The following is a 15,826-nucleotide window of genomic DNA, read 5'->3' as shown; positions in this document are numbered from 1 at the left end:
TATTATTTTAGATAATCTGGCAACAACGCCGAAGGAAAGTCTTGGAAACTAAAAGGCCTTACCCAACGCAAAATACTATGATTTCCTACCGCCGTAAAGCGACTATCTGTACTTGCTGGATATGGTCCTCCGTGTGTCATACCATCTTCTACCGCAACTCCTGTGGGAACTCCGTTATAAATGATGCGACCTACCTTGTCTTGTAAAGCTAGTGTAATATCTTGTAATGTGGCAACCTCTTCATCTTGAGCGATAAGAGTTGCCGTAAGCTGCCCTTCTAGATTTTTTATAATCGCTAATTGCTCTGCTTCATCTTTTGCAAGCACAACCATAGAAAAGGGGCCAAAAACTTCTTTGTGCAACTGAGAATTCTTTATAAAATCTCCTCCGCTTACTACCGCCAATGTGGGAGCTGCATGGTTTTCTTTACTGCTATCAGTACTCATCACAAAAGTAACTTCAGGTACTTTTGCCATTTCTTTCTCTCCGCTAGTAAATCCAGATTGTATACGTGGATGTAACATACACCCTTCATCTACCTTACTCAGGTTATTTGCTAGATCATTTACAAAAGCCTGAGATTCATCACTCGCGATTGTAATAATAAGTCCAGGATTTGTACAAAACTGCCCTACACCTTGAGTGATAGAACCTGCATATGTTTCGGCTATTTGAGAGCCTCTATTACTTAAAGCCTCCTGCGTTATAATCACAGGATTTATACTTCCCATCTCTGCAAAAACTGGAATAGGAGTATCTCTTTGTGCAGCGAGATTATACAGTGCACGACCACCGGTATGACTACCCGTAAATCCAACGGCTTTTATTACCGTGTGTTTTACGAGTTGCTCTCCTACATCAATACCTGCACTATTAAGATTAGAAAAAACACCCTCTGGCATTCCTGTTTTTTGTGCAGCTTTTATAATTGCTGTTGCCACCATCTCTCCCGTACCTGAATGCATAGGGTGTGACTTTACAATAACAGGACAACCGGCTGCAAGCGCACTAGCGGTATCACCACCAGCCGTAGAAAAAGCCAGCGGAAAATTACTTGCCCCAAAAACAACTACAGGCCCTATAGCAATCAATGCTTTTTTAAGTCCGCTGGTGTTACCAACTCCTATAGGATTACGCCACTTGTCTTGTGACACTAACTCTGCAAACATTCTAAGCTGCCCTAAGGTTCTGCCTAGCTCTCCTTGTGCCCTACCTTCTGGCAAACCACTCTCTTGCGTGTACATATCCGTAAGATCTGAGCCAAGAGCCTCTATCTCGTTTGCAATAGTATTTAAAAAGTTTGCGCGTTTACTTCCCTTTATTTGACTGTAGGAGTGAAAGGCTTTTTGAGCAAGCGCGCAAGCAGTATTTATTTCTTGTTGAGTAGCCTCGTAAAATGCGGTTGGATTTTCCTTATTTAGTTGAGGATTTATAGTTTTATAAGTCACGCTACCCGTGGCACTCTGTGTAAAACCTATTTGATTTTTTCCTGTAATCATAATGCTTTAATTTTTTGCTGATGCAATGCTACGTTTACTGGTTTATGCACTGTAATTGTAGATGCCGGATACTTTTGTAATAGATGCTCTGGTCGTATTGGTCTCTTCTCAAAACCACCTCCGCAGTTAGGACATACTTGTAATAATATATCATCTACACATTCTTTGCAAAAGGTACATTCAAAAGTGCATATCATTGCATCACTAGCATTATACGGCAATTGCTTATTGCAATGTTCACATGATGGTCTTATCTGTAACATTATAAGTTTTTATAGGCAGGTAAACTAGGTCTGCTAGCCAATCCACTTTTAATTACTTGTAAGACATGTTCTCTCTCATCTCCAGAAAGTGGCAGTCTAGGTTTACGCACATCTTCTGTCCCTATACCAGTATGGACTTCAGCAAGTTTTATGTTTTGTACCAGTTTAGGATTTATATCTAATTCTAGTAGTGGTAAGAACCAGCGATAAATCTCAATTGCTTCTTTAATTCTACCAGCCTTTTGTAGCTCGTATATTGCTACAGTCTCTGCTGGAAAAGCACATACTAAACCTGCGACCCAGCCATCTGCTCCCATCAACAATGACTCTAGCGCTAGAGTATCAACACCAGTCATTATTTTAAGTCTATCTCCAAAGTTATTTTTAATGCGTGTCACATTAGAAATGTCACGAGTACTTTCTTTTACAGCTTCAATATTATCCTGTTTTAACAAGGTCTCAAACATGTTGAGCGTGACCTCTATTTTATAATCTATAGGGTTATTATAAATCATAATAGGTAAGCTAGTACTACTGGCTACGTCTTGAAAATAAGTAACCACCTCTGCGTCTCCTGCATTATATCGCATAGGAGGAAGCATCATAAGGCCACTTGCTCCGTCTTCCTCAGCTTTGTGTGCAGCAGCGATGGCGCCTTTTGTAGACTGCTCGGCGATGTTTATCATAACCGGTACGCTACCTTTTACAAGTTTTACCGTCTCCGTAGTAAGTGTGCGCTTTTCATGATCTTCCAGAGTGCTCGCCTCCCCTAGCGTTCCACCTAGTACAATACCATGAACTCCCGCATCAAGTTGGGCTTTGATGTTTACAGCAAACATGTCAAGATCTAGCTCGTCTTTTTTTGTGAATTTTGTCGTTACCGCAGGCATGACACCTTTCCATTCTATGCTCATAATGATGTTATTTTGGTCAAAGATAATGGCGCCATAAGCTTAAGATTAAATACTGTTTTATCCATCAATAATAGTATATTATCCAAATTAACGTGACTTGCTAATTAATTAAAACAAAAAAGTACCTTTATGCATGCGTGTACTTCCTTTTAAAATTCCGAAGCCTAGCAATGCTGCTATTCTATTTCAAGTAGATCAAGGTGTATTATACAATGCACTCCATCATCATGAGGAAATCCAAATAAGCTACATTAAGAAAGGAACGGGAACTCTAGTGGCAGGAGATACTGTTCATTCATTTTCGGCTGGAGAGGTAATTGTTTTGGGTAGCTTTCAGCCCCATGTATTTAATAGTGACACCGCAGATTGCTTGATGTATTCTGTGTTCTTTAGTGCAGCATCTTTTGGCGATACGTTTTTACAACTAGAAGAAGGAAAAGGTATTGCAGATTTTAACGCTTTCGCGAAAGCGGGATTTAAAACATCCGTAACTCCTGAAATTGACTCTTTGTTCCAACATATAAACACGGCTCAAGGAATGCATAGACTAGGGCATTTTATAGACCTAATTACTGTCTTGAAAATCAAGAAAAGCATCTCGCTCTCGACGTTTATCTATGAACGTCATATTTCTGAAAAAGATGGAAAACGCATGAGTGCAATCTTTGACTTTACACTAGCAAACTACAAGCAAGAGGTGCATTTAAATGATCTCGCATCACTCACATCTATGACGCCTCATAGCTTTTGCAAGTACTTTAAACAGCGCACAAACAAGTCATATTTTAGTTTTCTTACTGAAGTTCGCATTGCACATGCCTGCTCCTTACTAGAAGTTCAACAAGAAATTTCTATAGCAGATGTTGCAGATCGCTGCGGTTATAAGACCTTATCACATTTTAATAAAAACTTTAAGAAATTGATGAAAATCACTCCAAGCGCCTATAGAGACAAGGATAGGACGTAATTATTTAAGTTTTTCTTTTCTTAGATTTTTATAAAAATGTTAAGAAAGCTACGATATAATATCTCATATCTTTACATAAACAACCTAGACTAACCAAAAATGATTGATACTCCACTACGCATACTTATTGTAGAAGACCTAGTATCTGATGCTTTTCTCGTACAAAAACAGATTAAACGCTTTTGTAACAATGTTGAGATCAGCATTTCAGACAAAGAGCTTTCACTCGCTGTGGCTCTCAAACAGTTTTTACCAGATATCGTGGTAAGTGACTTCAACCTTGAAGGATTTACTGGGTTTGACGTAATTAAACAAGTCAAGGAATTTAATAGTGAGATCCCAGTAATTATTATTACAGGAAACCTCAACAATGAAGAGAAAGCAGCAGAGCTTATCTTACAAGGGGCTTCTGGATTTTTCTTGAAAGAAAACCTTCAAAATTTACAACAAAAACTACAACCGCTTTTTGAGAAATTTATTTCAGAAAAGCAAGAGCTTATCACACGTTTAGAAAGACAACGTGAAAAAGATGCTAGAGAGCGCGAGCTTACAGATTACTTGCGTCATCATGACTTTGAAGCTTACGAGCACAAGGAAGCAATAGAATCACTTAAAGACAAAGTTCTCAAATTTTTATCCATAAAATAATCTATGGATACTACCGAATCTAAAAATATAGTCAGGTCACTTTACTTAAGTTTTTTTTCGACGCTTGCTGTAATTGTATTAGTTACGCTCTTATATCTCGCGTCACAGTATTCTCAAAAATGGATTGTTCATGCAAATGAAACGACCACTCAAATACACAATGTATCTGAGACATTATTAAAAGCTGAAAGTATGCTACGCGGGTATTTAATAAGTAAAGACCCTGAGTATCGCATTGACTATAAAGTTCAAATAGCAAAATTGAGAGGTGAGATAGATCAACTCGAAATAAAAACGCTTGAAAATCCTTCTCAACAAGAAAACTTAAGAAAATTTGAGGCGCTAGTAAATGAGCGCATACTGGGCATGGATAATAATATGGAGAATTATGTGCTCCGTACTCCAGAAGAAAATAGAAAACGCACCGGAAGAACAGAAACCTTGCGCCTTATAGACGCTATTGATAACATGAGAGACATCATGCTTATTGAGGAAAATGCATTGCTTCTTGAGCGTAAATCTACATATGATACCATTTATATTTTAAGTCTTATAGCACTATCTATAGCGCTGCTATTAATGCTATTTAATGTCTATGCTGTTAGAAAAAGGCTTATTCCACTATTTACAAAGCTTGCCGAAAATAATGATGCCCTTACCGAGTTAGTTCACTCACGAGATGAGGAAATTGCTCTCAAGGAAGCGCAAATGGAAATGAATGAAGATCTCATTCACCAGATGGAGGACAAAAACAAGCAGCTTAACCAATTTGCCTACATAGCCTCTCACGATTTGCAAGAACCTCTGCGCACCGTAGATAACTTTATTGCACTTTTTGAAGAAGATTATGGAGACAAATTAGACGGCGAGGCTGCAACTTATTTTGACTTTATAAAAGGCGCTACGGCACGTATGAAGAGCCTCATTACCGGCTTACTTAATTACAGTAGACTTGGCAGGTCTGGCACTCGCTCAAAAATTGACCTCAATAAACTTTTAAACGAGATTAATGTAGATCTAAGCACACGCATAGAAGAGAGTGAAGCGGTTATTACTAACGATACACTCCCTACTGTATCTGGTTATCCAGTAGAATTACGACAGCTTTTTGTAAACTTAATTACAAATGCCATCAAGTTTACTCCACCGGAACGAGCTCCAAAGATCCATATAAGTGTAAGCGACTCGAGACTTTATTACACGTTTAAAGTTTCTGATAATGGATTAGGAATTAAAAAAGAACACCTAGACAAAGTCTTTAATATGTTTACACGCCTTCACAGTGCAAAGGAATATGAAGGGACAGGCATAGGTCTTGCCTTCTGTCAAAAAATTGTAGAATTACACAAGGGAAAAATAAGTGTTGCATCTACCGTAGGTGAAGGCAGCACGTTCACATTCACTTTAAAAAAATAATAGCATGCAACCACTAAGAGAGATATTACTTATAGATGATTCTGAGTCTGATAATTTTGTACACTCACGAGTAATCAAAAAGGCTAAGGTTACCGCTAGAGTAACCATCAAGTATTCTGGAGAAGAAGGACTTACCTACCTTAAAACTCTTATTGATGAAGATTATCCACGCCCTGACCTAATTTTCTTAGACATCAACATGCCAGGCATGGATGGATTTGAGTTTTTAGAGCATTATGAAGAATTAGAAGATGTGCAAAAAGCAGGAGTGGTGATTGCGATGCTTACGACCTCTACATCTCCAGTAGATAAAAAGAAGGCCGAAAAGTATGACCTATTGCAGCATTTTGACAACAAACCGCTTACTCAAGAAAATCTTTTCAAAATTCTAAAAGAGCAATTCCCTGGACGTTTTGACGATTAATTCCCTTTAATTCTTGTCCATAGATTACCTAATACAGCATCCATATTTGACGTATCTGGGCGGTCTTCTGTGGCTGTGATTGTCCCGTTATTTTCCTCTAGCTTGTACCTAAAAACAAACTGAGGATTATCTGGATCTATAGCGATAAGTCCAAAACGGAGATCATTATAGATCCACTCATCTTGAATTTTCTCAAGAATATACCAACCTTCAGAAATGGTAATGAGCCGTTGTACTTCTGACCTATTAATAAGCGCTTCACTTTCTGAGCGCTTTTTGGGATATGCCTTAAAACTAATTGGCTTGGAATCAAAGAAAGAGTAATCCCCTATAAGATAATCTTCACCTGCATCTACATTTATATTCCACAATACGGTGTTCATTGGGGCAGGGCGTGTTGAAATTTGGGAATAAGTTATGCGCTGCTGCTCAAGATTTTCAACCACCTTTTGATGGGCTACATATTTTATCACAACTGTGAGTAATAAATATGCAGTACTCATGTAAATGCCAAGGTTGTTAGTACGCTTTCGCGAAAGCGAACCACGTTTTTTAGTAGCTGCTATAAGGACACATATTAAGAAAGGAACAGTGTATAATGGATCTATAACAAAGATGCTATTAAAAGCAACTCTCCAATTAAATGGCCAAAATATTTGCGTTCCCCATGTAGTAAATGCATCTAGCAATGGGTGTGTAAAAAGACCCCAGAAAAATAGCTTTGACCATCCTTGCCACCCTACATCTGGTCGTTTTTTAAGCTGATGGACCAGCCATCCAAGCAATGGAGCTGCGAGTATAGAAAACACAATACTGTGGCTAAAACCACGGTGCATCTCGGTTGCTGTAATAGTATCTGTGAGATATCTCCACACAATATCAAGATCTGGTATGGTACCCGCTACCGCTCCCCAGATCATTGCTCTATTACCTATCTTTTTGCCAAGTACTGCCTCGCCTACTGCAGCGCCAAGAACTATCTGAGTTAAACTATCCATACTATTTTATTAAATAATGCTATGATACAATCCCCATTTTCTTTAGTAAGAAACTAGCATTCATATTCTGACAAATACCTTCTTTAAAAGTGTAATCAAAAAAGAGTTCGTCGTTTATTATTTGTGCGTCAAAATAATAGTTCTTCACCTCCTTGAGATCATTTGCAGCCTCACATAAACTTAAATCGTGTGTAGCGATAATACCAGTCGCTCCTGCACCTACAAGCTTATCTATAAACTTACGAGAACCCTCTGCCTTATCCGTACTGTTAGTTCCTTTTAAAATTTCATCTAGGATAATGAAGTAGCGATCTGTTTCTATCTGATCTACAATAAACTTAAGACGTTTGAGTTCGCTGAAAAAGTAACTCTCATCATCTGTAAGGCTATCTGTGGTGCGCATACTAGTAATTAACTTTATAGGCGTATATGAAGCGCTCGTTGCAAATATGGGCAAGCCAACATTGCCCATCACAATTTGCAGAGCTACCGTTCTTAAGAAGGTACTTTTACCAGCCATATTTGCTCCTGTGATGATAAAGAACTCATCGTTTTTTATAGTGATATCATTACGCACAGCAGTTGTAGGATCAAGAAGAGGATGCGCTGCTCCTGTAGTAACTAGTGTAGTTCCAGTTTTTGTAATCTCAGGAAATACATGAGCTTGATGGTTAAAAGCATAATTACCCAAACTGTTATAAGCATCAAAAAATGCTATTACTTCAAACCAATCTTCTACCGCATCGCGATGTGTTGCAATCCATCCTTCAATGTTGTGTACAATACTTAAATCTCTAAGAAAAAATCCATTAGATATGAGTCCAATTATAAAATTGTTACGCTGATCAAGTGCGTCCAGATGTTTTGAAAAAGCTCTCAAAATGGACGAACTTGATTGCTCTGACGTAATGACCATTTTACGCTTATTTACTAGCAGATCACTCGCAAATTCTTGCTCTTCTATTCTAGATAATAAGCTCGCATATTGTGTAAATGTGGTTTGAATTTTCCCCGTATGTGCAGAGAGCATATTGATTCTACCAAAGAATCTACCACTTATTAATAAACCTATCCCAAACACTACAAACACCCACCATCCAGCAATAAATCCTATAAAATAAGCTCCAAGCGTAAGTAATGAGATTGCAGAAAATATACGCGAGATAAGTTTCATTTGTTTAGGCACAAAAGAGGTGTACTCTTTTAACCACACTAGCACACTATCTGCAGAAATGTCTGTGGTGACTAATGATGCTATCGCACTAAACAATTGTCTCCACTCGGGTAAATTACCTAACTCTTTTACTGCTTCTTGCTTTTGTGATATTCCCTCAATATCGTTTGAAAGAAGCATGGAAGCCAGTTTTGAAGAACCACTATCAAGGGCTGTTCTATTAAAGTACTGAAAGAAAGAGCCACGCCCAAAAAGGTCTATATCTTGGCTAAATACATGCTCTGGATTATGAAATTCACTCCCATCTGGCAGGTCATAAAAATCCCTACTAAGTACTTTTAATTCTGTCTCATTGCGCTCTAGAAGCGCTTTAGTAAGATCACGCTTGTGCTGCAACTGGCTGTGGCGACTCACGAGTAATAAAAAAACAATAATACCTGCGATTATACATCCCATAAGTAATTGCGTGTTACCTAAAGTGAAGTACACACTCGCTCCTGTAGCTAAGAACACTACAAGTCTTATGGTACTTGAGATATTGAGTTTCCTTTTAATCTCAGATAATTCTTTCTGATATGTTTTGATTTGTCCTTCGTAGAAGGCTGTAGGTGCTGTCATATTATAGAGCCGCAAGTTCGGCTTGTTGTTTTTTTGTCATTTTTGATACGACCAGATTGTAAGAATGGTCAATAAGCTCTGCTAGTAATTGTGGTGGCAACTCTTCCAGAACACAGGTATTCCAGTGAGTTTTATTCATATGCCATCCAGAAATAATCGCTCCATCATGTTCTTCTCTTAAAACGACAGCTCGATCTGGATCACATTTTAAATTTGCCGAAAGTGGAATTCGTTTCAAAGAGCAAAGTGCAAACATTTTACCCATCACTTTAAAAACTAGGGTGTCTGCATCAAAAGGAAACTCCTCCGTCACTCCTTTTTTATCAAGGCAATATGTTCTAAACGCTTCTATATTCACTTGTTAATTATTGTTGCCTCTATGAGTTCATCTTCTACAGGCGGCTCAAACCATGTTTCCATAAATTCAAAATCTTCCGCCGAAACGTCAAATTCGTAGGTGGCTCCTTGCTCTTTATTGCGCTGTTGTACTCTTTCTTTCCTCAATTCTTTATCAATATCTAAAAAGTGTAGCTCGTAAGGTATTTGGTGCGCTTTCGCGAAAGCGTAAAAACGCTCTCTTCTATCTCGCTTTGCAAAACCCAAATCTAAAATTGCGGGAGTATCCGCCTCTTCAAGCTGCAACACTAGTGATTGAATCATCTGGTCGCTACGTGCGATGCGTTCTAAAAACCAGTCAACTCCGTCTGTCTCTTGTTTATCATCTAGAAATAATGTTTTATTCCAGTTATCAATGGAAAATAAGACACCATTAATGCTTTTCTTAAGATCTAATGAATACGTAGTTTTTCCAGCTCCTGTATTTCCAGTAATGAGATATACCACTAAGATTCAATTTTCTTAGGCTCTTTACTCGCAGGTATTTCTAGTGATGAGTAGTCTAGTTTCCAGCCTATGGTTTCTACAAGTTTTTGCATTAACTGTACTGTTTCTAGCGCCTGTGTTTTTGCTTCTTCAAAGAGTCCGCTCTGTGGGATTTTATCGCGTATGTGTTGCTTTGCCTCTCTATTTATCTCTGTAAGATCTGTGCTTGTAAAAGGGTTTGCCCACCCTTCTTTCTTATCATAATACTTAAAATCTGTCTCTACAGATAGTAGTTCTGGCTCTGGGAAATCAAATAGTTTTATGGTTCTATTCTTATCATCTGCCTCCATTTTAATCTTAGTAAGGTCAAAACCTATGTGTGCTTTTGCATCTATGAGGACAATAGCCTTTTTTGAACCTAAGAGCAGGTTCATCCATTTATTTTTTAAACTTTCGTAGTGATATATCTCTGCAAAGTCGCCTTCTACGGTAATAAATTTACACACCGTTCTTATGCGCTCCATAAGCACAACAGATTGTGCTTGAGCATCTGGCGTTTTAGATTTTCCAGAGATAAAGTTAAATACAAAATAAGAGAGTATCGCTCCTACGGCGAGCCCTATAAATACTAATTCCATAAAGTAAAGATACTAAAAGCCCTCAAAGACTTCACCATATAAAATGCCAGTAACCACAATGGGATACTGGCATCATAATTTAATATTAAGAATCTTTATGCTAGTCTATTATTTACTCTCAGACTTAAAGCTTTGTATTGCCGCATTAGGCTCCATAATGGTATACCCTTTCCAGAAATTAGGATCATAATTAGACAAGTATGTTGCCTCCATCTCTTTAATTTCTTCTACAGCATCATAAGTACCTTGATCAATACTTGTAGTGCTAAAAACAACTAGCTCCTTTTTTGAATAGCTAGTGTTTGCTATTTCAATCTCCATCGCTACTTCATTTTGCTTTCGGCGACCTCCTACATTTTTGTTTTTTTCAATGATTTTTAATGGCCTATCTATACCAACGCGTTCTCCGTTTTCTAGCTCCATAAATCGCAATGAGTAACCACCATTATCATCTTTTGCATAGATGCTTTTACCCTTATACAAGTACTTCTTGTAGCTTATGCCAAACATCCCAAAACTTGACAGCTTACGCACATTTTCATATTCTAGTCGCATTACTGCAAAGTCATCAGTATTTACATAAAGGGTTCCCTTAAAATCTTTTCTTCCCTTAGGTTCAAAGTCTATTACATAAACAATATCATCACCTATTGCCGTAAATTCTCTTTTAGTAAACTGATAACGATTGGATTTTGTTAAGAAGTCAAGCTTTGTATCCTCCTTATAAAACATAGCCTCAAACAAATCAGAAAGGTCAGATTTTATACTTTCTGTAATGGCTTGCTCCTTGTCATTTTCTTCTTGCTCTGTATCTACCTCTATTTTAAGTCCGCCATTTGAACTGCCCATTTTTGTAGAGTCATCTACTTCAATAGTGGTACCTATGATTCCAGATTTTATTTTAAAGTAAGAATCTGCTTTTACATTTTTCTCAATAATTTCTTCAAGCCTTTTTCCAAAACTCTCCACCCCTACATTTTCTTTAGTTTTGTCGTAGAGCTTTGCGGCTTTATCTATAACGAGCTTTTGATTGTCATAATTTCCAGAAAGTGTTCCTACAGACTCACTGTAGTAATCACTCTTCTTTGCGACAGACCCCACTAGACTATCCATAAAGACTTGGTTAAATTCTGGAATAGTCGTTTTTTCTACTTCGATATCCATTTTATCAATACGATCTGACTCAGACTGTCTGAAGAATATTTTTTTCTCAGTGAGCGCATTAGGATAATTGACAACTATATTCTCTTTAACACGCTCTATAATTTGCTCTGCATCCAGTGGATTATTTGTGAGAAACACATTATCTAGTTCGTTTGTTTTCACACGCAGCGATATAATGGTATCCATCACTTTCTTAGGAAAAATAGCCACCTCTTCATATCCCATAGATGAGATATACACAGAGTCCCTAAGTGCAGATAGTTTATACTCTCCAAGAGTAAAGATGCCTTCTTCATTTGTGATTGTGCCTGTATTTTTAGATAATTTTACAGTCGCAAAAGGTATGGGCTCTTTAGTACTTTCATCAATTACGGTTACACTATAAGATTGTGCTACCGCTGTAGTAGCGCAGGTTATCGTAAGTAATGTGAGAATGAATTTTATAAGTGTCGTCATAAGATGGTTATTTAATATATAGACGCTAGAAAAATTAAAATGGTTGCCTAAACTATTAAAATGACGTCTTAATTGTCAATATGTTACGCTCTAAAACTAAAAAAGCGTCCATCGGGACGCTTTTGTTATTCTTCTTCTTTCTCTTTAAGAGCTTTCATCTTTTCTTTTGCTTCGAGTAATCGCGCTTCACTAGCGTCTCTCTTCTCGCGCTCTTTCTTTTTCTTACGATCCATAAGCTTAGAATGCTTAGCTTTATTTTTCGTGTTTTTAGGAGTTCCTCGTTTTGCCATGGTGCAAATATAGTAAAGGTTAGGTATTCGCTTTCGCGAAAGCGTTTTTCATCTCAATAAATGCTGCTACGGGATCATCTGTATTCCATATGCCGCCTAGCGCTCCTACTCCTTTAAAGCCAAGTTTTAGTGCTTCTGGAGTCGTAGTTGCATTTATTCCTCCCATACCTACAATATCTTTATTGATGTGACGCACATCAAAACCTCTTCCTTGCATATCACTCTTAGAAATTGCCGAAAACACAGGACTTAATAAGGTATACTCAAAACGTACTGCTTGCGATGCTAGATCTTCTGGTTCGTGGTAAGAGGAAGATACGCTATTGCCTATAGCAGTAAATGACTGCACGTATTGTTCTAATTGGTTTCCTTGGGCTCTCCACATCGCTTCTTCTAGATGCACACCCATAATGTTAAACTGACTACACAGCTCTTTATGAAAGTTATGCGTCATTATACGATTATGATACGTAGCATTAACCATATTCAGGTATGCTATGTGATCATCAAGACTCGCATTTGGTTTTCTAAGATGAAAATGAGATAGCCCAGCTTCAAATAGTTGATGCAACATGGCAATCTCGTTTTCACTCGTTTCCTCTGGAGAAATTAGTATAATCATCTATGCAGTTTTTACCACCTCAACAATTGCACTTTTCTCTAGCACTCCAGATTGTCTCCACACCTGCTTTCCTGCTTTATAAAGGATCATGGTAGGTACTCCTCGCACATTATATTGAGCAGCAAGCGGCTGATTTTTATCTACGTCTATTTTTACAATTTTTACTTGATCACCTAGCTCGTCTTTTACTTGTTCTAGAATAGGCTCCAGTGTTTTACAAGGTCCGCACCATGTTGCATAAAAGTCTACTAAGACAGGAGTTTCAGATTGGATTATATCAAAAAAGGATGATTTCATCGTTGTGTATATTTTAGATTTATTGAAATATAATAAAATACCTCTGTACCACTAATGGCTTTAAGAGATTTATAACCTTAGTCGTTTTTGATGTGTGTTCCTTAATATCTAAACTATCACATTTTTGAACCAGCAAACATCCTCAGAATTACTCTATTCTACAGGTCTAATTTTCAAATACCTCTATTCACATTTTTTAACAATGGACGGTTAAGGTTTATTAATTGCCTTTACAAAAAGGTAGTTTCAAATTATCTTTAAGTAAACATTTAAAAAATATAGTCATGAGTAATACAACACCTAATCCAGAGAAAACTAGTAAGAAAGAACAAGCGATTAATCTTGAAGCCACTCACGGCAAAGAGATTAATAATCAGGTAAAAGATAAAAAAGAGTTTACCCAGCCACGAGATAATTTAAAAAGTTAATCACTCACTATATATAAAAAACCCCGAAGAAATAATCTTCGGGGTTTTTTATGTTATAATAGTGCGTTGTCCTTTACGCTCTGTACAACTTCAGGATTAAGAAGTGTACTTATATCGCCTAGATTGTCTCCTTCTCCAGAGGCAATCTTGCGTAGTATACGTCGCATGATTTTACCAGATCGTGTTTTAGGTAATCCATTTGTAAATTGGATTTTATCTAACTTAGCAATCGGGCCTATTTTTTCTGTAATAAGTTGATTAATTTCTTTGCGTAAATTATCATGATCACGTCCTTCTCCAGTCTCCTTTAACGTTACATAACCATACAAAGCATTTCCTTTAATAGTATGAGGAAAACCTACAATTGCACTTTCGGCAACAGCTGGATGTTCATTAATAGCGTCTTCTATAGGCGCTGTACCTAGGTTGTGCCCAGAAACGATAATGACATCATCTACACGTCCCGTGATTCTATAATAACCTGTAGCATCTCTCAAAGCGCCATCTCCAGTAAAATACATATTATCAAATGCCGAAAAATACGTGTCTTTATATCTTTTGTGATCTCCCCATATCGTTCTAGCTATACTAGGCCATGGAAATTTAATGCACAATCTTCCTTCTACTTGGTTTCCTTTTATTTCTTTGCCTTGTTCATCCATTAAGCAGGGTTGTATCCCTGGTAAAGGCAAAGTTGCAAATGTGGGAATTGTAGGAGTAGCAAATGGGATAGGACTTATCATAATCCCACCGTTTTCCGTTTGAAACCAGCTATCAACAATTGGACATTTTTTCTTTCCTATATTATCATTATACCAGTGCCAGGCTTCCTCATTTATGGGCTCGCCTACGGTTCCTAAAACCTTGAGGGATGATAAATCATACTTCTCCACATAACTCAAGTTCTCCTTTGCAAGTGCTCTTATCGCCGTGGGTGCTGTATAAAATTGGTTTACTTGATGTTTATCTATTATTTCCCAAAAGCGTCCCCAGTCTGGAAAACTTGGAACTCCCTCATAAAGTACAGAGGTAGCACCATTTGCAAGCGGTCCGTAAACAATATAACTGTGCCCAGTAATCCATCCTATATCTGCACTACACCAGTACACATCATCCTCTCTATATTGGAATACATTTTTAAATGTATATGCACTATACACCATATATCCAGCGGTAGTGTGCAACATTCCCTTAGGTTGCCCTGTAGAGCCAGAAGTGTATAATATAAAAAGATAATCCTCTGCTTCCATAGTTTCGGCAGGGCATTCTGTTGATGCCTCCTTTAACAGTGGTGCTACCCACTCATCACGCCCCTCTTTCATTACTACATCACCACCAGTGCGCTTTACAACAAGTACGCTCTCAACAGATGGAGTATTTTCTAATGCATCATCTACAATACTTTTAAGGTCAATTGTTTTATTACCACGATAGGAGCCATCGCTCGTAATAACCATCTTACAGCTTGCATCATTAATACGAGTACTCAATGCTGTACTAGAAAAACCCGCAAATACTACCGAATGTACCGCTCCTATACGCGCACATGCAAGCATAGATACCGCAAGTTCTGGTATCATGGGTACATAAATACACACACGATCACCGCGCGTCACCCCCTTAGCCTTAAGGACATTTGCAAACTTGCACACGCGCTCATGCAGGTCTTTATAAGTAATATGTTCGGCAGGATCTTCAGGGTTATTGGGCTCAAAGAGCAATGCAGTTTTATTACCACGAGTGTAAAGATGTCTATCGAGACAATTTTCTGTAATATTTAATTGGGCTCCATCAAACCACTTTACTTCTGGCTTTTTAAAATCCCATTCTAATACGGTATCCCAGCGCTTTCGCCAGACAAAATTTTCTTCGGCAATTTCTTCCCAGAACTGCTCAGGCTTATCTACAGACTTTTGGTAGACTTGAAAATACTCTTGTAGACCTTTTATGTGGTAATTACTCATTATGTATCTATTTGATTGATAAAAGATATAGAGTATGACGCTAATAATGAAAACATTTAACGCTTTCGCGAAAGCGCACCAAAGACAACACCCACCACAATCTGCTTTAAATATAAAATTTTAACTAGTTAAGCTATAAATGTGCAACAGAGAGCCTTCTTATAACATTAAAATTATTCATTACTGATAATTAGCGGCTTACAAAAAATTTAAAATCAATCTTG

General features: G+C 37.7%; 18 protein-coding genes. 5 read left to right on the top strand and 13 right to left on the bottom strand.

Features of this window, described 5'->3' with window-relative positions; translation table 11 throughout:
- Positions 1-2 precede the first annotated feature (2 nt).
- From ACJJVW_RS08515 to ACJJVW_RS08505, 3 genes are read right to left on the bottom strand one after another with little or no spacing between them, the layout of a single operon-like run.
- Positions 3-1,499: an aldehyde dehydrogenase (NADP(+)) gene (locus tag ACJJVW_RS08515; protein ID WP_298322651.1), complete on the bottom strand. Its 1,497-nt coding sequence runs from the start codon at positions 1,497-1,499 to the stop codon at positions 3-5.
- Positions 1,496-1,762, bottom strand: a complete 267-nt coding sequence (locus ACJJVW_RS08510; RefSeq protein ID WP_298322654.1) for a DUF1272 domain-containing protein — start codon at positions 1,760-1,762, stop codon at positions 1,496-1,498. Before ACJJVW_RS08510 ends, ACJJVW_RS08515 begins: the two co-directional genes overlap by 4 nt.
- The gene (locus tag ACJJVW_RS08505) at positions 1,762-2,676 is read right to left on the bottom strand and encodes a dihydrodipicolinate synthase family protein (RefSeq protein WP_298322657.1); all 915 of its coding nucleotides are present in this window, start codon (positions 2,674-2,676) and stop codon (positions 1,762-1,764) included. Before ACJJVW_RS08505 ends, ACJJVW_RS08510 begins: the two co-directional genes overlap by 1 nt.
- Before the next feature lie 133 nt (positions 2,677-2,809).
- Between ACJJVW_RS08505 and ACJJVW_RS08500 the strand changes: the two genes are divergently transcribed.
- From ACJJVW_RS08500 to ACJJVW_RS08485, 4 genes are all read left to right on the top strand, one after another.
- A complete protein-coding gene (locus ACJJVW_RS08500) occupies positions 2,810-3,643 on the top strand; it encodes an AraC family transcriptional regulator (RefSeq protein WP_405251337.1) in 834 nt (277 codons plus the stop codon).
- A gap of 99 nt (positions 3,644-3,742) precedes the next feature.
- A complete protein-coding gene (locus ACJJVW_RS08495; protein WP_013750379.1) occupies positions 3,743-4,291 on the top strand; it encodes a response regulator in 549 nt (182 codons plus the stop codon).
- A 3-nt stretch (positions 4,292-4,294) separates the two neighbouring features.
- Positions 4,295-5,707 carry an ATP-binding protein gene (locus ACJJVW_RS08490; RefSeq protein ID WP_405251336.1) on the top strand — a complete coding sequence of 471 codons (1,413 nt, stop codon included), beginning with the start codon at positions 4,295-4,297 and terminating at the stop codon, positions 5,705-5,707.
- A gap of 4 nt (positions 5,708-5,711) precedes the next feature.
- Positions 5,712-6,131, top strand: a complete 420-nt coding sequence (locus ACJJVW_RS08485; RefSeq protein WP_298322666.1) for a response regulator — start codon at positions 5,712-5,714, stop codon at positions 6,129-6,131.
- On the opposite strand, the gene ACJJVW_RS08480 is transcribed toward ACJJVW_RS08485, so the two are convergent.
- The 9 genes from ACJJVW_RS08480 to trxA all read right to left on the bottom strand — a co-directional run bounded on the left by ACJJVW_RS08480 (position 6,128) and on the right by trxA (position 13,210).
- Positions 6,128-7,129 (bottom strand): metal-dependent hydrolase, encoded by a 1,002-nt coding sequence (locus ACJJVW_RS08480; protein WP_405251335.1) that lies wholly within the window; start codon positions 7,127-7,129, stop codon positions 6,128-6,130. The two genes, ACJJVW_RS08485 and ACJJVW_RS08480, sit on opposite strands and share 4 nt — an antisense overlap.
- Positions 7,130-7,148: 19 nt before the next feature.
- Complete coding sequence (locus ACJJVW_RS08475) at positions 7,149-8,921, bottom strand: MutS-related protein (protein WP_405251334.1); 1,773 nt, start codon at positions 8,919-8,921, stop codon at positions 7,149-7,151.
- Between the two features lies 1 nt (position 8,922).
- Positions 8,923-9,279 carry an MmcQ/YjbR family DNA-binding protein gene (locus tag ACJJVW_RS08470; RefSeq protein ID WP_405251333.1) on the bottom strand — a complete coding sequence of 119 codons (357 nt, stop codon included), beginning with the start codon at positions 9,277-9,279 and terminating at the stop codon, positions 8,923-8,925.
- Positions 9,276-9,764, bottom strand: coding sequence for an AAA family ATPase (locus ACJJVW_RS08465; RefSeq protein ID WP_405251332.1), 489 nt, complete (start codon positions 9,762-9,764; stop codon positions 9,276-9,278). Before ACJJVW_RS08465 ends, ACJJVW_RS08470 begins: the two co-directional genes overlap by 4 nt.
- Positions 9,764-10,381 carry a DUF4230 domain-containing protein gene (locus tag ACJJVW_RS08460; protein ID WP_013750386.1) on the bottom strand — a complete coding sequence of 206 codons (618 nt, stop codon included), beginning with the start codon at positions 10,379-10,381 and terminating at the stop codon, positions 9,764-9,766. The genes ACJJVW_RS08465 and ACJJVW_RS08460 overlap by 1 nt, the downstream gene beginning before the upstream one ends.
- A 108-nt stretch (positions 10,382-10,489) precedes the next feature.
- A complete protein-coding gene (locus ACJJVW_RS08455) occupies positions 10,490-12,001 on the bottom strand; it encodes a carboxypeptidase-like regulatory domain-containing protein (protein WP_405251331.1) in 1,512 nt (503 codons plus the stop codon).
- Positions 12,002-12,126: 125 nt separating this feature from the next.
- Complete coding sequence (locus ACJJVW_RS08450) at positions 12,127-12,291, bottom strand: hypothetical protein (RefSeq protein WP_013750388.1); 165 nt, start codon at positions 12,289-12,291, stop codon at positions 12,127-12,129.
- A 19-nt stretch (positions 12,292-12,310) separates the two neighbouring features.
- Positions 12,311-12,913: a thiamine phosphate synthase gene (locus tag ACJJVW_RS08445; protein WP_405251330.1), complete on the bottom strand. Its 603-nt coding sequence runs from the start codon at positions 12,911-12,913 to the stop codon at positions 12,311-12,313.
- Positions 12,914-13,210, bottom strand: coding sequence for a thioredoxin (trxA, locus tag ACJJVW_RS08440; protein ID WP_405251329.1), 297 nt, complete (start codon positions 13,208-13,210; stop codon positions 12,914-12,916).
- Between the two features lie 284 nt (positions 13,211-13,494).
- Here trxA and ACJJVW_RS08435 point away from each other — a divergent pair, with 284 nt between their 5' ends.
- On the top strand, positions 13,495-13,638 hold the full coding sequence (locus tag ACJJVW_RS08435; RefSeq protein WP_013750391.1) for a hypothetical protein: 144 nt from the start codon (positions 13,495-13,497) through the stop codon (positions 13,636-13,638).
- Positions 13,639-13,691: 53 nt separating this feature from the next.
- On the opposite strand, the gene acs is transcribed toward ACJJVW_RS08435, so the two are convergent.
- Positions 13,692-15,605 (bottom strand): acetate--CoA ligase, encoded by a 1,914-nt coding sequence (acs, locus tag ACJJVW_RS08430; RefSeq protein WP_405253082.1) that lies wholly within the window; start codon positions 15,603-15,605, stop codon positions 13,692-13,694.
- Positions 15,606-15,826 lie beyond the last annotated feature (221 nt).

The organism is Dokdonia sp. Asnod3-C12 (genome assembly GCF_045063975.1).
Lineage (GTDB): Bacteria > Bacteroidota > Bacteroidia > Flavobacteriales > Flavobacteriaceae > Dokdonia.
This window is presented reverse-complemented; position numbering and strand designations above follow the sequence as displayed.